The sequence below is a fragment of the Methylophaga nitratireducenticrescens genome, assembly GCF_000260985.4.
GTDB classification, from domain to species: Bacteria; Pseudomonadota; Gammaproteobacteria; order Nitrosococcales; family Methylophagaceae; genus Methylophaga; species Methylophaga nitratireducenticrescens.
Map to the genome: position 1 here is coordinate 119,938 of NC_017857.3, position 21,816 is coordinate 141,753.

The 21,816-nt window shown below is 46.6% G+C and carries 20 protein-coding genes; 15 read left to right on the forward strand and 5 right to left on the reverse strand.

The window, feature by feature from the left end; translation table 11 throughout:
• Positions 1 to 36: 36 nt before the first annotated feature.
• The 5 genes from Q7A_RS00550 to Q7A_RS00570 form a co-directional block, all read right to left on the reverse strand.
• The gene (locus tag Q7A_RS00550) at positions 37 to 993 is read right to left on the reverse strand and encodes a PstS family phosphate ABC transporter substrate-binding protein (protein WP_014705355.1); all 957 of its coding nucleotides are present in this window, start codon (positions 991 to 993) and stop codon (positions 37 to 39) included.
• Positions 994 to 1,134: 141 nt separating this feature from the next.
• Entirely contained in the window at positions 1,135 to 2,424 is a 1,290-nt protein-coding gene (phoR, locus tag Q7A_RS00555; RefSeq protein ID WP_014705356.1) for a phosphate regulon sensor histidine kinase PhoR, read from the reverse strand.
• Positions 2,425 to 2,436: 12 nt separating this feature from the next.
• Positions 2,437 to 3,129, reverse strand: coding sequence for a phosphate regulon transcriptional regulator PhoB (gene phoB / locus Q7A_RS00560; protein WP_014705357.1), 693 nt, complete (start codon positions 3,127 to 3,129; stop codon positions 2,437 to 2,439).
• 81 nt (positions 3,130 to 3,210) lie between these two features.
• Positions 3,211 to 4,434: an organoarsenical effux MFS transporter ArsJ gene (gene arsJ, locus Q7A_RS00565; protein WP_014705358.1), complete on the reverse strand. Its 1,224-nt coding sequence runs from the start codon at positions 4,432 to 4,434 to the stop codon at positions 3,211 to 3,213.
• Positions 4,435 to 4,492: 58 nt separating this feature from the next.
• Positions 4,493 to 6,142 carry an inorganic phosphate transporter gene (locus Q7A_RS00570; RefSeq protein WP_014705359.1) on the reverse strand — a complete coding sequence of 550 codons (1,650 nt, stop codon included), beginning with the start codon at positions 6,140 to 6,142 and terminating at the stop codon, positions 4,493 to 4,495.
• Between the two features lie 136 nt (positions 6,143 to 6,278).
• Here Q7A_RS00570 and dsbD point away from each other — a divergent pair, with 136 nt between their 5' ends.
• The 15 genes from dsbD (at position 6,279) to Q7A_RS00645 (ending at position 21,816) form a co-directional block, all read left to right on the forward strand.
• A complete protein-coding gene (gene dsbD / locus Q7A_RS00575) occupies positions 6,279 to 8,117 on the forward strand; it encodes a protein-disulfide reductase DsbD (protein ID WP_014705360.1) in 1,839 nt (612 codons plus the stop codon).
• A 135-nt stretch (positions 8,118 to 8,252) separates the two neighbouring features.
• On the forward strand, positions 8,253 to 8,690 hold the full coding sequence (aroQ, locus tag Q7A_RS00580) for a type II 3-dehydroquinate dehydratase (protein ID WP_014705361.1): 438 nt from the start codon (positions 8,253 to 8,255) through the stop codon (positions 8,688 to 8,690).
• Between the two features lie 9 nt (positions 8,691 to 8,699).
• Complete coding sequence (gene accB / locus Q7A_RS00585) at positions 8,700 to 9,167, forward strand: acetyl-CoA carboxylase biotin carboxyl carrier protein (protein ID WP_014705362.1); 468 nt, start codon at positions 8,700 to 8,702, stop codon at positions 9,165 to 9,167.
• A 54-nt stretch (positions 9,168 to 9,221) separates the two neighbouring features.
• Positions 9,222 to 10,562: an acetyl-CoA carboxylase biotin carboxylase subunit gene (gene accC / locus Q7A_RS00590; RefSeq protein WP_014705363.1), complete on the forward strand. Its 1,341-nt coding sequence runs from the start codon at positions 9,222 to 9,224 to the stop codon at positions 10,560 to 10,562.
• Positions 10,563 to 10,573: 11 nt separating this feature from the next.
• A complete protein-coding gene (gene prmA, locus Q7A_RS00595) occupies positions 10,574 to 11,443 on the forward strand; it encodes a 50S ribosomal protein L11 methyltransferase (protein ID WP_014705364.1) in 870 nt (289 codons plus the stop codon).
• Positions 11,436 to 12,437, forward strand: coding sequence for a tRNA dihydrouridine synthase DusB (gene dusB / locus Q7A_RS00600; protein WP_014705365.1), 1,002 nt, complete (start codon positions 11,436 to 11,438; stop codon positions 12,435 to 12,437). The genes prmA and dusB overlap by 8 nt, the downstream gene beginning before the upstream one ends.
• Entirely contained in the window at positions 12,434 to 12,724 is a 291-nt protein-coding gene (gene fis / locus Q7A_RS00605) for a DNA-binding transcriptional regulator Fis (protein ID WP_014705366.1), read from the forward strand. The genes dusB and fis overlap by 4 nt, the downstream gene beginning before the upstream one ends.
• Positions 12,725 to 12,753: 29 nt before the next feature.
• A complete protein-coding gene (purH, locus tag Q7A_RS00610; protein WP_014705367.1) occupies positions 12,754 to 14,319 on the forward strand; it encodes a bifunctional phosphoribosylaminoimidazolecarboxamide formyltransferase/IMP cyclohydrolase in 1,566 nt (521 codons plus the stop codon).
• Between the two features lie 13 nt (positions 14,320 to 14,332).
• The gene (locus Q7A_RS00615; protein WP_014705368.1) at positions 14,333 to 16,966 is read left to right on the forward strand and encodes a class I adenylate cyclase; all 2,634 of its coding nucleotides are present in this window, start codon (positions 14,333 to 14,335) and stop codon (positions 16,964 to 16,966) included.
• Between the two features lie 53 nt (positions 16,967 to 17,019).
• A complete protein-coding gene (gene argC, locus Q7A_RS00620) occupies positions 17,020 to 18,048 on the forward strand; it encodes an N-acetyl-gamma-glutamyl-phosphate reductase (protein WP_014705369.1) in 1,029 nt (342 codons plus the stop codon).
• Positions 18,048 to 18,752, forward strand: a complete 705-nt coding sequence (locus Q7A_RS00625) for a DUF6776 family protein (protein ID WP_041354166.1) — start codon at positions 18,048 to 18,050, stop codon at positions 18,750 to 18,752. Before argC ends, Q7A_RS00625 begins: the two co-directional genes overlap by 1 nt.
• 8 nt (positions 18,753 to 18,760) lie before the next feature.
• Positions 18,761 to 19,198 carry a bactofilin family protein gene (locus tag Q7A_RS00630; protein WP_014705372.1) on the forward strand — a complete coding sequence of 146 codons (438 nt, stop codon included), beginning with the start codon at positions 18,761 to 18,763 and terminating at the stop codon, positions 19,196 to 19,198.
• A 150-nt stretch (positions 19,199 to 19,348) separates the two neighbouring features.
• Positions 19,349 to 19,693, forward strand: coding sequence for an iron-sulfur cluster insertion protein ErpA (erpA, locus tag Q7A_RS00635; RefSeq protein ID WP_014705373.1), 345 nt, complete (start codon positions 19,349 to 19,351; stop codon positions 19,691 to 19,693).
• 128 nt (positions 19,694 to 19,821) lie between these two features.
• On the forward strand, positions 19,822 to 21,111 hold the full coding sequence (locus tag Q7A_RS00640) for a DUF2254 domain-containing protein (protein ID WP_014705374.1): 1,290 nt from the start codon (positions 19,822 to 19,824) through the stop codon (positions 21,109 to 21,111).
• Positions 21,112 to 21,189: 78 nt separating this feature from the next.
• Positions 21,190 to 21,816, forward strand: coding sequence for a TetR/AcrR family transcriptional regulator (locus Q7A_RS00645; protein WP_014705375.1), 627 nt, complete (start codon positions 21,190 to 21,192; stop codon positions 21,814 to 21,816).

Here is a 21,816-nt window from a genome sequence, read left to right on the forward strand (position 1 = left end):
ATCTTGCAATGTGCGGGGTGATTTTAATTCGCAATATTACTTCAGCATTTCCATATATTTTGCTGCAGTTTTAGCTGGCAGTGGTACATAACCATCTTTAACAACAACTTCCTGACCCACTTTAGACAGAATCATTTTCATGAATTCACGGTCAATTGGAGACATTGGTTTATTAGGTGCTTTGTTCACATAAACCCACAAAAAGCGTGACATTGGATATGAACCATCAGCAGCATTTTCACCATTGGCTTCAATAAATGGTTGACCGGCTTCTTTCGCTAAAGGAACCAGTTTAACGCCAGATGTTTTGTAACCGATACCAGAATAACCCAGACCGTTGGTTGATTTAGTCACACCCTGAACAACTGAAGCTGAACCTGGTTGCTCATTTACACTGTTTTTATAGTCACCTTTACACAAAGCATTATCTTTAAAGTAACCATAAGTACCCGATACTGAGTTACGACCGTATAACTGGATTGACCCCAGACCTTCAACACCTAATTGTGACCAGTCAGTGATATCTTCTGAATAGCCACACTTACGAGTTGCAGAGAAAGCAGCATCTACTTGAGGAATGGTCATACCTTTGATTGGGTTATCTTTGTGGACATAAACCGCCAGAGCATCAATTGCAACTGGAATAGCGGTTGGTTTGTAACCGTATTTGTTTTCAAATTCTTTGATTTCGCTGTCTTTCATTTCACGGCTCATCGGACCAACATTCGATGTACCTTCAGTTAATGCAGGCGGCGCAGTTGAAGAACCCGCTGCTTGAATCTGGATGCTGACATTAGGATATTCGCGTTTGAACTCTTCAGCCCACAAGGTCATCAAGTTCGCCAGAGTGTCTGAACCGACGCTAGATAAGCTGCCTGATACACCGCTGGTTTTTTCATAAACTGACAGGTTTGGATCAACGTCTGCAAACGTGGCAGAGGAAAAGGTCATTGCCAAAGCGGCACCATATATAGCAAAATTTTTCTTGAACATGAGTCATTAACTCCTTGGGTTAAAAATAAGTTCCAACGCTTACCGCGTTGAGCACCCGAGCAGTATCGCGATTAACTGTGACAAGGATATGAAAGTAATATGACAATACTGTGACATGGCCGCAAACCGTATTCAGCAAGGCTAAATGTCGATTTTATCCATCACGCTTTTGACGGGAAAACAGCATTTAAAACTTGATCCTTCACCGATAGCACTTTGAATCACCAATTCTGCTTTGTGTCGTTGCAACACATGCTTGACAATAGCCAGCCCCAGTCCTGTTCCACCGGTTTCCCTGGCACGACCACTATCAACACGATAAAAACGTTCTGTCAGGCGATCCAGATGATGTTGGGCGATACCTTCACCGGTATCTTTCACCTCAATGACGGCAAAAATGCCCTCAATATGCCATCTGACATCGATCAAGGTTTCTGCCGGAGTATATTTGACGGCATTAAAGACCAGGTTGGAGATTGCACTGCGTAGTTCATCAGCATCTGCCATCAGCCATTTTTCGCTCAGGCAGTGCAGGCTGATCTGATGTTGATGAAAATGTTCCAGTCGTTTGGCATCTTCCACCACACTATGCAGCAATTTACAGATATCCGTTGGACGGTGTTGCAACGGCTTTTCACCGGTTTCAAGTTGGGATAATGCCAGCAGATCCTTGATCATCAGATGCATTCGCTGGCTTTGTTGCTGCATGATCGGTAAAGCCTGTTGCCAGAGTTCCTGATCACTTTCCGTGGTCAAGGTTTCCAGATACCCCCGCAAAACCGTCAACGGTGTACGCAATTCATGCGACACATTGGCTACGAAATCCCGCCGCATACGCTGCAACTTCTGGGTCTGGGTAATATCTCTGGCGATCAATAACCGATCTTTACTGGCGTACCGCACCACTTTGAATTCAAGCTGGATACGATCATTCATCGGTGAAGCGGCGATGATGACATCCTCGGCATTATTCTCCAGCTCAAGAAGTTTCTGGAATGCCGGGTCACGAACCAGATTGTTGACCCTGACGCCGTTGTCATGAGGCCAATTGATTCCTAACAAGGTCATAGCTGAGGTATTGGCCCAGCTGACCTGCCCAAATTCGCCCATGACGACCACCGCATCGGGCAAAGCAGCCGTTGCCGATTGGAAACGTTTTAAATAACCGGTGAGCTTTTTTTTACGGCTGCTGTTTTGTGCGCGCATCTGTTCGATCTGCCGGCACACATCATCAATAACCCCCTCGGCTTGCGGAGAGCTATTTTTCTTCGGCTTATCCAGCCAGGCTTGCAACTGGTTCCATTTGCTCTGCATCCAAAAAATGTAAATAAGCGCAGCGACAAACAGGAAAGCCATCATATGGCCGACAACCAATCCAACAAAACCGGCCAGACTGAGTACCGTCAGTAAACGCCAATAATCCCATTGCATCAGAAAATCCTGCTATTCAGCAGAAAAGCGGTAGCCGACACCGCGAACGGTTTGTACCAGGTTGTCATGACCGCTGTGTTCCAGCGCCTTACGCAGACGACGAATATGCACATCCACTGTGCGCTCCTCTATATAGACAGTGTCACCCCAGACAAAATCCAGCAGCTGGGAACGGTTATAGGCACGTTCGGGGTTTTTCATAAAGAAGTGTAGTAAGCGGAATTCGGTCGGTCCCAATTCAATGCGTTCACCATTCACCGAGACCCGGTGGCTTTTGGTGTCCATGACCAATTCACCCATCTGCAGTTTCTGGGCATCATCATCTTCCATCGGACGACAACGACGTAAAACCGCTTTAATTCGCGCTATTAATTCAGGTGGGGAAAACGGTTTATTAATATAGTCATCAGCGCCGACACTCAGCCCTTTAACCATATCTTCACTTTCGCCTTTGGCGGTGAGCATGATTACGGGAATGGAGGCTAAAAACTCATTGGCACGCAGACGGCGGATAAACTCGATGCCATCAATTCCGGGTAACATCCAGTCCAGCAAAATCATGTCTGGTTGTTGATTTTTCAACCAATCCAGACCGGTTTCGCCATCCTTGACCGCTTCGCAGGTAAATCCTGCCTGACGCAGACTGAAATTAATCATGTCACGAATGGCGGCGTCATCTTCAACCAGTAATACCGATATGCTCATATCCGATTTTTTCCTGAACTATTTTACTAAGAGTAAAGCTTAACGGCTAAATATGACAATTTGATAACAACGCTGAAAGCTTTATACAGTCTGGGCTTTACGCGGTAACATTTTTGAAATAAAACTGGCGACCAGAATCATTAAGGCAGAAATGACCAGACAAGCTGCTAACCCGGCAACCTGATAAACCCAGCCAGATAATAATGTACCAAACAATCTTCCAGCGGCATTGGCCATGTAATAAAAACCGACATCCAATGACACCCCGGCCGCATCAGCATATGACACGATCAGATAGGAATGAATGGCAGAATTGATCGCAAAGATAGCACCATAAATTAACAAGCCGACGGTTAAAGCAGGTATGACAGCCCATTCAAAATACACCGCGGCGGCAATCAATAACGGCAACACAAAGAGGGGGAAGGACCATAGCCAGACATGATAGCCATCAGGGGCGTTTTGTCTGGAAAAGCCAGTCAGTTTAGGGGCAAGCGCCTGCACAATACCGTAAGCAATTACCCAAGCCGCCAGTAGGCCACCGACATAAATGGGTGGCCACTGTAACTGAGCATGCAAAAACACCGGTAAGGCCACCACAAACCAGATATCTCGTGAACCAAACAGAAAGAAACGTGCCAGCGATAAATGATTTACCGGCGCACTTTTTGACCAGATATCACTGAATTTTGGTTTATTTTTGGCTTTGCCCAGATCGCGTTGCAACATGATGATGCTGAAAATCAACACCAGCAGAAGTACAACCGCCATCGCCAGTATGGCGCCACGAAAACCGATCCAGGAAAGCAGGGCCGCACCGACAAAAAAACCAACCCCTTTCAGGGCGTTTTTGGAGCCGGTAAGGATGGATATCCATTTAAATAAGGTAGATTGCGCGTTATCCGCCACCAGCATTTTGATGCTGGATTTGGCACTCATTTTATTCAGATCTTTGGCAATACCGGAGAGCGCCTGCGCCACCATGACATAAGCCACGGTGAGCCATTGCGGATCCACCAGCAGCATAGTCAATGCAATGACCTGTAATAACAAGCCCAGATGCATAGTGACGTTTAACCCTAATCTGGCGGCCAGCCAGCCACCGACCAGGTTTGTCACAATGCCGAAAAATTCATACAGAACAAACAGCATTGCCACTTCAAGCGGGCTGTAGCCCAGTTGATGGAAAAACAATACCACCAACATGCGTAACGCACCGTCGGAAACGGTAAACGCCCAGTAGCTGAAGGTCACCACCAGATATTGCTGAATCGCAATCGGCAATGCTTTAAGTTTATTCAGCATGTTCAAATCGTCCTGACAAATAAGCTGAAAATAATATGTCAGTTTAATGAAGGTTTGATTACAGCATGATGCCTCTAATCATAAAGAAGATGCAGGCTGATAAAGTTGCCGCTGCTGGAACGGTGACCACCCACGCTGTAACAATCTTTTTCACCATATCGCGTTTGACGAACAGGTTTTTCTTTTCTTTTTTGAGAACTTTTTTGGCTTTTTTCAGCGAGGACTCTTCCTCTTCAATCAACCGATAAAGCTCCGTTATACGTTGATATTCATCCACGGTTTTGGAGGGCTTTTTCTCCAGTTTTTTCAGTTCACCGCGCAACGCATTAAGCATCTTTTTATCATCTTTGATTTCGGCTTTTTCGCGATCAATCTGGCGTTCGATTTTATTGGATTCATCCAGCCATTCACGCAGGAAGCCCACCCCGAATACCCCACCAATGGCAATATGCGTTGTACTGACCGGCAAGCCGAGTTGGCTGGCAATGATGACGGTCAAAGCAGCAGCCATAGCGATTGAATAGGCGCGCATCTGATCCAGCTCGGTAATTTCACCGCCTACGGTACGAATCAGTCTTGGACCATACAGACCCAAACCAATGGCAATACCTAACGCACCCACGGCCATGACCCAAAGCGGAATACCGGCTTTATCGGTGATACCACCTGACATAATGGCGTCATTTATTGCGGCCAGAGGACCGATAGCATTTGCCACATCATTCGCACCATGGGCAAAGCTCAATAAGGCAGCCGCAAAGATTAAGGGAATAGTGAACAGGGCGTTGACACTGGCACGATCATTTTTCATCTGTGGCAGGTTGCTGCCGATAGATTTTTTAACAATCCAGAAAACCAGAACACCAATCAGCAGGCCTATTACCGCTGCAGTAAAAAAACTGGGTTTGGCTTGAGGAGCAAAATCCACAAGAGGTAGGCCATTAAGTGAATTAATAAATTGTCCCCATACCTGATTAAGTCCTTTAATCACCAAGTAAGTGGAAAATGCCCAGGCCATCACCGAAACATAAATTGGCACCCAGCGAAAGGCGGCCTGAATTTTATCGTCACGAAAGATGATGGTTTTCTTAATAGCCAATAAAAAAGCGGCTGCAATAATACCCCCCATCAATGGCGAAATAATCCAGGAACTGACAATGGCACCCATGGTGCCCCAGTCAACAATACCGAAGCCGGCGGCAGCCATACCACCGCCCATTACGCCGCCCACTATCGAGTGAGTAGTTGATACTGGCGCTCCGGCGACGGTCGCCAGATTAAGCCATAAAGCAGCCGCTAATAATGCGGCCATCATGGCCCAGACAAAGGTTTCAGTATCGATACCAAATTGCTTGATATCAATGATGCCGCCTTTAATGGTTGACACCACTTCACCGCCAGCAATAAAGGCGCCAGCAGCCTCAAAAATCATTGCAATCATAATGGCGCCACCCATCGTCAGCGCCTTGGAGCCCACCGCTGGGCCAACGTTATTGGCCACATCGTTGGCACCGATATTCATTGCCATATAACCACCGAACACGGCGGCAATAGCCAGAAACAGATTATTGGGAACACCACCGGAAGTAGCAAAACTGTATGCCAGAATGGCAGCAAGGAAAAAAAGTGCAAAGCCTATTCTGGCTATTTCGGCATGGCTTTTTTTGTAGGCCTGTTTTTCAAGTTTATGAAGGGTTTTGATTTCCACAAGACACCTGTGTTTCGCCAAAAATGAAGGCAATTATTACAGTTTAAAGACAACATGACATCCCGTTGCTTTCACCCGTGTAACATTCGACTGTTAGAATGGTCTGTAACTGCAATGAATCAGTGGCGATAATGTAATGAAACAATTTTTAATCCTGCTCATGCTGCTCAGCAGTTTTTCCGCACAGGCGCGCCCAAGTCTGTTGGAGAAATTTGGTTTCGACAGTGCAGACTCTCCCCCTGAAGTCGATGAAGCTTTTGACTTTGAAGTGGTCGTTACTGATCCCAAAACGATATTGGCAGGCTGGCAGATAATGGAAGGAAATTATCTGTATCAGGATAAAATTCGCTTCGAAATAACCGGGGATGATTCTGTTCAGTTGGGCGAATTTACTTTGCCCGGCGGGGATATGAAAAATGATGCGTATTTTGGTTTATCCGAGGTATATACCAGTGATGTGCAGATCAATCTGCCGCTGATACGCACCCAGTCCGATTCGACCAGCATCACATTAACGGCGCATTATCAGGGTTGCTCTGAAACGTTTGGTATCTGTTACCCGCCAACCCGCAAAACCTTCGATCTGGAGTTACCCGCAATCACCGCAGCAAGTGAGTCGGCAACCATTGATGTACAAACCACCGCTCCCGCTTCACTCCAGTCTTCAACGCCAGTCAGCCAGCAGGATGAGATTTCGCAACGCCTGCAAAATGACAATCTGTTGCAAATTCTGCTCGGCTTTCTGGGATTAGGCTTATTACTGGCCTTTACCCCCTGCGTTTTTCCGATGATTCCGATTCTGTCCGGCATTATTGTCGGCCAGGGCGAACACATTACCACCCGCCGGGCATTTATTCTGTCACTGACGTATGTACTGGCCATGTCCGTCACCTACACCGTGGCGGGGGTATTGACCGGCTTACTCGGCGGCAATCTCCAGGCCATGCTGCAAAATCCGTGGGTGATCTCAGGCTTTGTTGGCATCTTGATATTACTAGCGTTATCGATGTTTGGCTTTTATGAATTACAACTACCGCATGGTCTGCAACAACGATTGCATCAACTTAGCCACCGTCAGCAGGGCGGTACATTAGCTGGCGTCGTATTGATGGGGCTGCTATCAGGACTAATTGTCGGGCCTTGTCTGGCCCCTCCATTAGCAGGTGCCTTGTTATTTATCAGTCAACACGCTGATCCGGTGTTGGGGGGTGCGGCATTATTTGCGATGAGTATGGGCATGGGTATTCCATTACTGATTATTGGCACCTCAGCCGGAACCCTGCTGCCCAAAGCCGGACGCTGGATGGAAAATATTAAGGCGTTTTTCGGTGTGATGCTTATCGCACTGGCAATATGGATGCTGGATCGCATTCTGCCGGGTTGGGCCATTCTGTTTATGAGCGGTGCCCTGCTGGTGATGACCGCAGTCTATCTGGGCGCCCTCAACAATCTGCCGATTGAAGCCACTGGTTGGCAAAAATTCTGGAAAGGTCTGGGACTGTTATCGCTTATCACAGGTGCATTGATGCTGATTGGCAGTGCCAGCGGCGGGCAATCCATTTTGCAACCGTTGCATAAATTGAGTCTTTTTCCCGACACAACAGTTGCTCGACCGGCTCTGCAATTTACCTATGTCAAATCACTGGAGGAATTGCAGACTCAGCTGGAGCAAAGTAATCAGCCAGTGATGCTCGATTTTTATGCGGACTGGTGTACCGATTGCAAAAACATGGAACAGACGACTTTCCGTGATGCGGAGGTTATCAGCACCTTGCAGAATTTTACTTTGCTGAAAGTGGATCTCACTGACAATACGGATGCGCATCAAGCCTTGTTAAAATCACTGCGGGTATTTGGTCCACCCAGCATGTTGTTTTTTGACGAAAATGCACAAGAATCTGCTGAACATCGTCTGGTAGGGCACGTCTCAGCCGCCCAGTTGAACGCACATCTGGCGGATTTTCAGGCCCGATAAGTAAAACTGCAAGAACTTCTCCATTTCGACGAAATTAGCGACAAAAAGCCGGATTTTTAGTTAAAAAGCTGGACAATAAAGCGTTAGCTGGTGCAAAATCCCGGCTTATATTTCCAGTGTTGGTGTGTGTTTATTATGGCGAAATTTCTAGTATTGCATGGCCCCAATCTGAATTTGTTGGGTCAGCGCGAACCTGAAATTTATGGTGCCACCACCTTAGACGATATCAATACCCGCCTGGCTGAGTTAGCTCAGGCTGATGGCCATCAACTTGATTCAATGCAAAGCAACGCCGAACATGAATTGGTCTCGGCCATTCAGGCAGCACGCCAGCAATATGATTTTATTTTAATTAATCCCGCAGCGTTTACTCATACCAGTGTAGCCATTCGTGATGCATTGGCTGCGGTAGCAATACCCTTTATAGAAATACATCTTTCCAATGTGCATCGTCGTGAAGCATTCCGGCAACAATCCTACTTTTCAGATTTGGCTGTTGGCGTAATTTGCGGTCTCGGTGCTCAGGGATATGAATTGGCATTACAAGCTGCCACTAAACAACTCAACCCTTAAGGCTTAATCATGGATATTCGTAAAATAAAAAAATTGATTGATTTGATTCAGGAATCGGATGTTGCTGAAATCGAAATTTCTGAAGGTGAAGAATCTGTTCGTATCAGCCGCGCCAGCTCCGCTTATCCACAACAACAATATTTTGCTGCGCCTCAACCGGCACCTGCAGCACCCAGCACACCGTCATTTGCCAGTGAAGCGGCAACCACTGCGACAGCAGCAGCAACAAAATCTTCTATCGAAGTCAATGCTGTACGCTCGCCAATGGTTGGCACCTTTTACGGTTCACCCTCACCCGATGCAGCTGCTTTTGTGGAAGTAGGTCAGCAGGTATCTGCCGGTGATGTGATTTGCATCATTGAAGCGATGAAAATGTTCAATCAGATTGAAGCGGATCGCAGCGGTATTGTTAAAGCCATCCTGGTTGAAGATGGTCACCCGGTTGAGTATGACGAACCGTTGATCGTTATCGAATAATTTTGCTGACAGCTTCGGCTGTTATGGCAAACCAAAAACTGCGGATAAAACAACATGATTGATAAAATTGTCATCGCTAATCGTGGCGAGATTGCTTTGCGTATTCTCAGAGCATGCTGGGAATTAGGCATTAAAACGGTTGCTGTTCACTCTGATGTGGATCGTGATTTAAAACATGTATTACTGGCTGATGAAAGCGTCTGTATTGGTCCAGCGGCATCAAATCTCAGCTACCTCAACGTACCCGCGCTGATCAGTGCCGCCGAGATTACCGATGCGACGGCAATTCATCCCGGTTATGGTTTCCTGTCTGAAAATGCAGACTTTGCGGAACGCGTTGAACAAAGCGGCTTTATTTTTATTGGCCCGCGTTCTGAAACCATTCGTATGATGGGTGACAAGGTTGAAGCCATCAAAGCGATGAAAGCGGCTGGCGTACCTTGTGTTCCCGGTTCAGATGGCCCGCTCGGTAACGATGACCAGACCAATCTGCGTCTGGCACGTGAAATTGGTTATCCGATTATCATCAAAGCCGCTGGCGGTGGTGGTGGCCGTGGTATGCGTGAAGTGCATAGTGAAGCGCATCTGCTCAACGCTATTTCCCTGACCAAGAGTGAAGCAAAATCTGCTTTCAGCAATGATATGGTTTACATGGAAAAATTCCTGGAAAACCCACGTCATATCGAGTTCCAGGTGCTGGCCGATGAGCATGGCAATGCAGTGCATTTAGGTGAACGGGACTGCTCAATGCAGCGTCGTCACCAGAAAGTCGTCGAAGAAGCACCGGCTCCGGGAATTACCCCTGAAATGCGTGCTCGCATGGGTAAAGTCTGTGCCGATGCCTGTGTTCGCATTGGCTATCGTGGTGCGGGTACCTTTGAATTTCTCTATCAGGACGGTGAGTTCTATTTCATTGAGATGAACACCCGCATCCAGGTAGAACATCCGGTCACAGAACGGGTCACCGGTATTGATTTGGTTGCCGAACAGATTCGTATTGCTTCTGGTATGCCATTATCGTTCAGCCAGGAAGACATCATTATCCGTGGTCATGCCATTGAATGCCGGATTAACGCTGAAGACTCACGTACTTTTATGCCAAGTCCTGGTCTGGTCACCCATTATCATGCTCCGGGCGGTGCCGGTATTCGTATGGATTCACATCTGTACAGTGGCTATAAGGTTCCACCAAATTATGACTCGTTGATTGGCAAACTGATCGCCTATGGTAATACCCGTGAATCAGCGATTGCGCGGATGCGTACTGCATTGAAAGAAATTGGTATTGAAGGCATTAAAACCAACGTTGAGCTGCAACGTGACATTATGGATGACACGCATTTCCAGACCGGTGGTACCAATATCCACTATCTTGAAAAGAAACTCGGACTTTAAGTCCGTTCGTTATGGCCTGGATCCAACTTATTTTTACCAGCTCACCGCAGCAGGCAGAGTCATTATCCGATGCACTATCTGAATGCGGTGCAGCCGCGGTTACCTTTCAGGATAATGCTGATCAGCCTATCTATGAACCAGCCATTGGCGAGACGCCTTTATGGTCTGCGACATCGGTCATTGCCCTGTTTGATGCCGAGACAGACACAGAAGCACTGCTGACGGCCCTTCGCTCCCAGATTGGCGAGTTGCCTGATCATCGTTTTGAAGCCGTGGAAGATAAAGACTGGGAACGCGAATGGATGGAGAATTTCAAACCCATTTGTTTCGGTGAGAAATTATGGATCGTGCCCAGCTGGCATGAGCCGCCACAGCCCTACGCCGTCAATATTCTGCTGGATCCGGGTCTCGCCTTCGGTACTGGAACGCATCCGACAACAGCGTTATGTCTGCAATGGCTGGATAAAGCCGATTTAATCGGTAAAACAGTGATTGATTATGGTTGTGGCAGTGGCATCCTGGCGATAGCCGCCGCCCTGCTGGGCGCCAATAAAGTTATTGGTGTGGATACTGACCCACAGGCATTGGAAGCAACTCAGGCCAACGCACAACGTAATGGTGTGATCATCGAGACCTACCTGCCACAGCATTGCCCAACGGTTAAATGTGATTTACTGCTAGCTAATATTCTTGCGGGTCCTTTAATGGAACTGATGCCACGCTTTGTTGAATTAACCCGACCTGACACACAACTGGTGTTATCGGGAATTCTGGATGTGCAGGCCGATACCGTCAGCCAGCATTATCAGGCCGAGTTTGAGATGGATAACACGGTTGTGCTGGAAGAATGGGTGCGTTTGAGTGGCGTTCGTCATGGCTGATAAAGCGCTTTCTATCGGTCCTTATACACTGCCAAATAATTTATTTCTGGCTCCAATGGCCGGGGTAACCGATCGACCATTTCGCCAACTGTGCCGAAAACTCGGCGCCGGAATGGTGGTTTCAGAAATGATCACTGCTAATAAAGCGTTATGGGCCAGTAAAAAATCATTGTTACGGGCCAACCATGAAGGTGAACCAGAACCGCGCAGCGTTCAGATTGCCGGTGCTGATCCACAGATGATGGCCGAAGCAGCACGCCATAATGTGGCCGAAGGCGCACATATTATTGATATCAATATGGGTTGCCCGGCCAAAAAAGTCTGCAATGTAATGGCTGGCTCGGCATTACTGCAACATGAAAAGCTGGTCGGCGAGATTCTTGAAGCGGTAGTGAACGCCGTTGATGTTCCAGTGACGCTAAAAATACGTACTGGCTGGGATAGCAATAATCGTAATGGAGTACAAATTGCCCGAATTGCCGAAGACGCCGGAATTCAAGCGCTGGCAGTACATGGCCGAACCCGTGCCGATGCCTATAAAGGCGATGCCGAATACGACACCATTGCTGAAATCAAATCCCGTATCGCCATTCCTGTTATTGCCAATGGTGATATCGAAACGCCGGAAAAAGCCTTGTTGGTTTTACAACAAACCGGTGCTGATGGTTTGATGATTGGTCGCGCTGCCCAAGGCAATCCTTGGATATTCCAGCAGATAAATCATTTTCTGCAAACCGGTGAGAGTTTAGCCAAACCTTCTGTAACAGAAGTGCAACAAATCTTGATTTGTCACCTCAACACACTGTACGATTTCTACGGTGAGTATTCCGGTGTGCGCATGGCCCGCAAACATATAGCCTGGTATAGCAAAGGCTTGCGCAATGGCAATGCCTTTCGCCAACAAATGAATACACTGGGAAAGGCTGAACATCAGCTGGCTTTTACAGATGCATTTTTTGCGCAACTCGCTGAAAAGGATTCTCTGGCCGCATGAATAACGCATTGAACGACGATTTTGCTGACTGTATTGATCTGGGCGTAACCGCGGAACAACAACACGCGCCTTTAAATCAATGCGTTACCAATGCGCTGAAAACCTATTTTGAACAACTGGACGGCCACTCCCCTGCCAATTTATATGAAATGCTGATGACCGAGGTTGAAGTACCTCTGTTACAAGCGGCCTTGACCCACACTCAAGGCAATCAAAGTCGCGCTGCTGAAATTCTGGGCATTAACCGCGGCACGCTACGAAAAAAACTCAAGCAATACGGCTTGTAAATAAGCCTGAATCCCAATCTGGAATCCTGATGAACTCGATTAAACGCGCACTGTTGAGTGTTTCTGACAAAACCGGCATTGTTGAATTTGCCAAACAACTGCAAGATCTGAATGTTGAACTACTCTCCACCGGCGGTACGGCTAAATTACTGAGCGAAGCTGGTCTAAACGTCAAAGAAGTCTCCGAACACACCGGCTTTCCGGAAATGATGGATGGCCGCATCAAAACCCTGCATCCGAAAATTCATGGTGGCCTGCTGGGTCGTCGGGGCAAGGATGACGACATCATGCAGCAACATAACATCGCTCCAATTGATTTGGTAGTGGTGAATTTATATCCGTTTGAAGCCACCGTGGCGCGTGAAGACTGCCCGCTGGAAGACGCTATAGAAAATATTGATATTGGCGGCCCGACCATGTTGCGTGCGGCCGCTAAAAACCATGCTGATGTGACGGTTGTTGTTGATCCGGCTGATTACTCGCGCGTCATTGAGCAGATTCAATCGCAGGGTGGAACGGATGATCACACCCGTTTTGATCTGGCGCTGAAAACCTTTGAACATACAGCACACTACGATGGCGCGATTGCCAATTATCTTGGCACCATTCAGGCCGATAAAAGCAAGGCCGCCTTCCCACGCACATTCAATAGCCAGTTCCAGCTCAAACAAGCTATGCGTTATGGGGAAAACCCACATCAAAAAGCTGCTTTTTATGTTGAGAAGCAGGCTGAAACCGGTTCAATCGGTGCCGCTACCCAGTTACAGGGCAAGGAATTGTCCTATAACAACATCGCCGATACTGATGCCGCGCTGGAATGTGTCAAAGTCTTTAACGACAAACCGGCCTGTGTCATTGTTAAACATGCCAATCCCTGTGGTGTCGCCACCGCTGATGATTTGCTTACAGCCTATGATCTGGCCTATCAAACTGATCCGACTTCAGCATTTGGCGGCATCATCGCCTTTAACCGTGAACTGGATGGAAAAACGGCACAAGCCATTATTGACCGTCAGTTTGTTGAAGTGATTATCGCGCCGAAAATCAGTGAGGCCGCCAAAGCCGTGGTTGCTGGCAAAGCCAATGTGCGTTTGCTGTGCAGTGGTGATTTCCCAACGACTTTTGCCACTGATTTTGATTTCAAACGTGTGACAGGTGGATTATTGGTGCAGGATCGCGATATCCAGATTGTCAGCGAAGCTGAATTAAAAGTTGTCACTAAACTGCAACCTACCCAAGAACAACTGGCTGATCTGCTGTTTGCCTGGCGCGTAGCAAAATTTGTGAAATCCAATGCGATTGTCTATGCCAAAAATCAGCAGACGGTAGGAATTGGCGCCGGCCAGATGAGCCGTGTCGTCAGCAGTCGCATTGCTGGTATTAAAGCCAATGATGCAGGCTTGACTGTTCCCGGTGCAGTGATGGCATCCGATGCCTTCTTCCCATTCCGTGATGGTCTGGATGCTGCTGCAGAAGCAGGGATCAGTGCGGTAATCCAACCGGGAGGTTCGATGCGTGATGATGAAGTCATTGCTGCAGCGGATGAGCATGCCATTGCAATGGTCTTTACCGGCATGCGGCATTTCCGCCACTAAGTTTGAGTAACTTGTGGATCGCGCCCAGGCTCTACGTATATTTCAGGCACATAATCGTGCCCGAATCAGTCATTTAATAGAGCTGGCACCACACAAACAGGCGATATTCTATCGCCTGTTGCCATTATTATTTCATATCAACCATAAACTGCTGCCGGGTTATGTCAGTGATGACTGCCCGGCTGGCATTATGGATTATCAACCTGATAGCGAAGCGCTCAACAGTGCTATCAATCTGAATCGAAATTTCAGTCATCGCCGCAAAGCGTTAAGACGTTATGCATTACGCGGTATCTATTTGCTTAATCCCGCAGGACAAATCCGCTACCCTGACCCCACCAGCTTTGATCTATGGCTGGTGCATCATGCCACCTTAAAACCTGATCAGCTGGCTATGCTGCAAAACAAAGTTGACGGTATTGTTCAGTGGGCGGCAACGCTGGGCATTGAGTTGCGATTTCGGTTACTGGATGAAACGCAGTGCCGAAACGAGACTATTTCAAGTGCCGAAAGAGAAGCATTTTATTTACAGGGTCTGTGTGTCGCCGGCAGCGCCCCGCTTTGGTGGTTAATTACCAGTGAAGAACATCAGACATATTTGCAAATTGCTGAGAGGTTATTGTCACAAAGAGGCTTAACCCAAATCAGTTTACTGAACTTTGGGTTTGATCGCTCCCCCCAGCCTGAGCACCTGTTTAATCAAGCCTGCCAGATATTTAGCAAAGCTATTGATGGCGATGTAACAGCATTACTGGATTTAATCTTTATGCAGTCTCAGTTGAGATTGTTTCCTGAGATTGTGCATTTGTCTGACCGCTATAAAGCAAAGGTCGAGCATGGTGAAACCGATAGTCTGCAAGTAGAACCAGCCAGTCTCAAACTGGCCGAAATAGAAAGAAATGCAGCGGATGATGATCAACTCCTTGCAAGGCAGGCTTATTATGCTTTGTGTGGAGAACGCTTATCCCAACAGGTAAAACATCCCCAGTTTGCCTGGCGCCGCCATAGCCTGCAAAGCATTTACAAAGACTGGAACTGGTCGGCCGAAACATTGAAAAAAGAAGATAACCGTTCGGCCTGGGATTATCCCCAACGTCATCAATGGTGGACCAATCTTAGCCCCAAACTACAGGAATTTGTGTTAGATCTGCAGCAGTTTGCCAAACAGCACCTGATCAGTGATGCGAGCCAGCTTAATGTGCTGGAAAAAGCACTCGCGCAATCGCTGGACACCACCGAGTCAGTTATTGAACAGTTACCAACTGCGTTGCAAATGACCGATGGGCCGGAACAACTTTACCTTTTCCGGTTCACTGATCAAACGGAATGGAAACTCAGCTCAATACCGCTTAATGACGCAAAACAGGTTGGTCTGAAACAGCATAAATCGCTGACATATCTTCTGGTATGGGCCGTTCGCAATCATATTTTGACCACACGCAGCTGGTTAAGAGTGGCCGATCAAAAACAGCAGATAAATATTAATCTGGTACTTGAACTGACCCAGAACTTGTTGAAATCAGCATTACCGTTGCATCAGAGGGTCATGAGCAAGGAAGTATTTCTGCAACCGGCCAAAGCGGAACGTTTAATGCTGTTTGCCAATCTGCAAACGGCCGGTAATGATATCCAGCAAAGTGGTCCGATACAGATGGCCAGTCTGAACAATGATCCCTTAAGCTATACCTCAAACAGACAGAATCTGGTCAGCAGTCTGGATCTGTTGATCTATACCAGTTGGGGACAATGGCATCATTACCGTTTTGACGGCGATAATGCAATCACTGAAGCACTCCGTCAGGTACTTAAATCGCAGCCAACCGCCCAATTGAGCAGCCATATTTCATGCTGGTGCGCCACCGGCTTTTTTGGTCAGGCGATTAATACCCGTTTGCAGCAACTGTTTGACGCCGTATTGACCCATTATCAATATCATCCACGGCAAGGTCGGTACCTGATGTTGCTGGGAGACCGTCTATCTCAGCTGCAGTGGCAGGATGATCAACTGCAAATAAAACAATTTGCAGCAGAAAAAGACCTCAACCATGCTCTCGCTGAAGAACAAAAACAGTACCTGCCGACTCGCGTCGATAGCTACCTGGATAGTGACAATCTGCTCAATTCGATGCTGCTATATCAACAACCGCAGACGGTAAGTTTGTTTGCCTATCGCATGACAGAAACCACAGAGATCTATGTCATTGATGAACTCGGACATCTGCAGCAGTTTGCCTATCCATCATTAACGGAAGCGCAAATCCTTGCCCAGTTGAAACTGTTTATTCGTAATAGCGTGGGTGACGCGGTAGTGCAATGCGATTGTTATCAACTTTTAAGACAGCAACAGCGCTGGCAAATAAATCCGATCCAACCTTCACGATCTGAACCAGCTCCTTTTTCGGTTATTTGGCAAATTACGGGTGCTCAACTGGCATTAAACCTGAAGTCACAAACGGTTAAAACCGATCTTGGTGATCCGCAGCTTCTTCCGCTCCTGGCTGAATTATTTCAACATAATACCGGACATAAGCCTGAGATTTATTTTATTGATAAGTTACAGTTTGTGCCTAAGACACCTTATTCCAGTCTTTTTTTCCTGAACCGCAAATACGAATTAGAGCAACAGTTTAATCAGGTAAAGCTTTAGATTTCGCAGCAGCTCTTTTATCATGGGGGCCTGACTAGAAACAAAGAATTCGTATGATTAAAGTAGGAATTGTCGGTGGCACGGGTTATACCGGAGTTGAGCTGCTTCGCTTATTAGCCATTCATCCGCAGGTCTCCCTGGAGATCATCACATCGCGCAGCGAAGCCGGTATGCCGGTGAGTGATTTATATCCGAACCTTCGTGGCCATGTTGATTTGTGTTTTACCGTTCCAGATGATGCGGCATTATCGACCTGTGATGTGGTTTTCTTTGCCACACCACATACCGTTGCTATGGCAAGTGTGCCATCGTTAATTGACCGTGGAGTTCGGGTGATTGATTTATCGGCTGACTTTCGGCTGAAGAATATCCCGTTGTGGGAGAAATGGTATAACACGCCCCATACCTGTCCACACTTGGCAGAACTGGCGGTCTATGGGTTGCCAGAACTCAATCGTGAAGCCATTCGCGAAGCACAACTAGTGGCAGTCGCCGGGTGTTATCCAACTGCCGTCCAGTTAGGCTATATGCCTTTACTGGAAGCAGGCCTGATTGATCCACAACATTTGATTGCCGATGCCAAATCAGGCGTCAGCGGGGCCGGACGCAAAGCCAGTTTTGGCACGATGCTGACCGAAGCAAGTGAAAATATGAAGGCCTATGCCGTTGCTGGGCATCGTCATTTACCTGAAATTCGTCAGGGTCTGAATCAGATGCATGGCAAAGAAGTGGGCCTGACGTTTGTGCCTCATCTCACACCGATGATTCGTGGTATTCATGCGACTTTGTATAGCCAGCTGCTCAAATCAGCCGATCTTCAAAGTTTATTTGAGCAACGTTTTGCTGATGAACCCTTTGTCGACGTGATGCCCGCAGGCTCACATCCTGAAACCAGAAGTGTACGAGGTGCCAATGTCTGCAGAATAGCCGTACATCAACCTGAAAATGCTGATACTGTTGTGGTGTTATCGGTTATTGATAACCTGGTTAAAGGCGCATCAGGACAGGCGATACAAAATATGAATATCATGTTCGGTCTTGATGAACGTCTTGGCATTAACCACATAGCAACCCTCCCCTGATGAGCTCGCCTCTCGATAGTTACGTTATAAAACCAAAGCGGCCTCTGCGCTTTGTTGTCTGGTTAATAATCGCTATCGTTATCAGTGGACTTCTCCAGTGGTATTGGTTTAATCGTGACAGCGGCGATACAGCCCAGCTGATCGAGCAAAATCAGCAAATGACGGAACAGCTTGCTGTAATGAAAACTCAGCTGATGCAACAGTCGGAGCTACTGCAAAACCAGGAACAAGTCCAGGCCATGCATCAGGCAACAGCCCAGCAATTACAAAATCGATTGCAACAACTGCAAAAGAAAGTAATTGAACTGAATAAAGAATTGCTTTTTTATCAAAATATTACCCAAGGTAACAGTACCAGTGAACTGCAAATCCGCGATTTACAGTTACGTCCAGAAACCGAGAACTCAGATCAGGTTCGCTATCGGCTGGTCATTACCCAGGGTAAAAATATCAGCGAACCGATTACCGGCGAGGTGATCATCAGATTGCAAAATACTGAAGGTGAAGGCGACGAGGCCAAAGCGGTCGATCTCAACATCACTGAGCATCCACTTAACCTCCGTCATGTTCAGATTATTGAGGGTGTCTTCAATCTTGGTGAATTGTCAGATCCTGAACAAATCAGCGTCAGTTTGCGCCAGAAAGACAAAATACTAATTTCACGCAGCTTTGATTGGCAAACAGAAACACCCGTCGGGCAATGAGGTAATTCATGTTCAGCAGCAAAAAAAATAAACGGCGTAAGGCCGCCCGAATTGACACATTAATTGGTGAGAACACCCATCTCAAAGGCGATATTCACTTTAGTGGTGGTTTACGGATAGATGGTGTAATCACTGGTAATATTATCGCTGATGAAGGTGAGCCCGCATTATTAACACTGAGCGAAAAAGGCCGTATAGAAGGCGAAGTCCGGGTGCCATTTCAAATTATCAATGGTGATGTCAAAGGCAATTTATATGCAGTTGAACATATTGAACTGGCCAATAAAGCACGTATCAATGGCAATGTTTTTTATAAGCTGCTGGAAATGGCTGTTGGCAGTGAAGTCAACGGGCAATTGATTCATGTTGGTGAGGCGGAAGAAACCGATTTGAACCTTGAACATTCCCAAACCGATCCCAATTTAAACCTTGAACAACAGACATAGGGCTGTTGATCTTTCAGAGCCGCCTCTGTTGTGACTGAAAAACGGCCTCAATAATTGGTAGCGCTTAAAGATAAAGAGGTCCTAATACTTGACTATTTTAGTCAGAATTGGATAATAAATGAACTATCTTAGATATCAACGGAGTAAATAATGACGAGCGAAATGCCAAGTCCAGTTCTATTCACCGATTCGGCTGCGTCAAAAGTCAGCGAACTCATTGCCGAAGAAGGTAATGATCAATTAAAACTGCGCGTATTTATCACTGGTGGTGGTTGCTCCGGGTTTCAATACGGTTTTACATTTGAAGAAGAAGTCAGTGAAGGTGATACTGAAGTAGAAAAAGATGGCGTTACCCTGCTGATTGATCCGGCAAGTTACCAATATTTGGTGGGTGCCGAAATTGACTATTCTGATGGTGTTGAAGGGTCCCAATTTGTGATTCGCAATCCTAATGCCACTACTACATGTGGCTGTGGCTCTTCCTTCACACCCTAACAGCCCCTTTAATATAAAAATGAAACCACTATACCGCCATGCGGTGTAGTGGTTTTTTTATGTCAGTTGATTTTATTCTCTAATCGCGGACAAACTGATATAAAGTTTATTTAAGGAAATTCAACAGCATGCTCTCTAAATGGCAATGGTTACTCTCACAACTCACCCGCACATTATGGATCCGTGCCTCACTTTTTGCCTTACTGGCGGTAGCGACAGCACTGATTGCCATTCCTGTACAACATATGATTAACGACCCATTCCCTTTTAGTGTCGGGGCGGACTCGGTGGGGCAAATACTGGATATTCTGGCATCCAGTATGCTGGCGGTTACGACATTCTCATTAAGCGTAATGGTGGCGGCATATACTGCAGCAAGCAGCAGCGTAACACCTCGTGCTACCAAACTAGTGCAACAGGACACCACTACTCAGAATGTTTTAGCTACTTTTATTGGTTCTTTTTTATATAGTCTGGTCGGTATCATTGCTTTGAGCACCGATCAATATGGTGAAAATGGTCGCTTGATTTTGTTTGTCGTGACCATCGGTGTGATTATTTTGATTGTCATTACTATTCTTCGCTGGATTGAACATCTCTCTCAACTCGGTCGCGTGGGAGAAACTACTGAAAGGGTAGAAAATGCGGCTTCCAACACTATTACTCAACGTATTAAACATCCAACTCTGGGAGCAAAAAGGCTTATTGAAAAAAATCACATTCCTGACAATGCCCATGCTATTTACGCCAATAGCATTGGCTATGTCCGACATATTGATGTTGGTGCATTAAATGATTACGCCAAACAATATGAGGCAGAAATAGGTGTGCTGGCATTACCGGGTAAATTTGTGCATCCAGCCAAGCCTATTGTCTGGATAAACACAAAGACCAGTGATGAGATGGTTGCTAAAATCTGTTCTGCTGTCACATTAGGCAATGAACGCTCCTTTGACCAGGATCCCCGCTTTGGTTTGTCCGTTTTAGCTGAAATTGCCTCACGAGCACTCTCCCCTGCAGTCAATGATCCCGGTACCGCTATTGATGTTATCAATCGTGGATTTCGAATTCTTATTTCCTGGAAAGACTATAAATTTGCTGATACCGATGAGCAGATAATCTATCGCCATGTACGGGTGCCAGAACTGGAACTTGGTGATCTGCTGGATGATCTTTTTAGGCCAATCGAACGTGATGGAGCCAACATGATTGAGGTGCAACTTCGCTTGCAGCAAGCACTTGCGGCCTTAAATATGATCGCACCGGAAGTCTTTGGAGAAGAAGTATCACGTCATTTACAGCTGATGAAACAGCGGACAGATCAATCTTCATTGGTGGAAGCAGATAGACAGCGTTTAAAACCTATTTATGATCAATTAATTTCATCCGAAGCGCTTATCCAGGACACGTTCCTATAAAAAAGTGTCTTACGTTAACTTTACCTTAACTTAGCTCATGTATATTATGAATGAACGTTCATTCATAATAAGTCATCTATGTCACCAGCCAAAAGCACTGCCGATAAGCGTGAAGCTATTTTCTGTGCCTCCTTAAAATTGCTGGCCAATTACGGTTTTCATGGTTTTTCGATTAAGCAACTTGCCGAAGAGGCTGGTGTGGCGACCGGCACTATTTATCTTTATTTCAAAGACCGGGATGAGCTGATTCGTGAGCTCAATACACAAATAATTGATGACTTCATAAAAGCAACGCTTGAGGGACATGACCCCCAGCTGCCACTTAAGCAACAATATCGTCGTATGTGTTGCAACCTTTGGCACTTTTGCATTGATAACCCCTGCATCACTTATAGTAAAGCGCAATTTGATCATCTGCCTCCAGATATCTTACGGTGCCAACGCAGCCATGCATGGGATGGACTTCAACCACTTAAGGATTTGTTTGAAAAGGGACGGACTACAGAACAAATTAAAAACTTATCCGACGATATTCTCATCAGTCTGAGTTTTGAACCTTATCTGTTTCTCGCTCGCCAACATTTAGTGGACGTTATCAAAGTCGATAACGACGCCCTGACCAATATTATTGATGCCAGCTGGGATGCTATCGCCTGCTCGCCATCACAGAACGACGATACTGACAGACAATCAAATCAGGAGTAG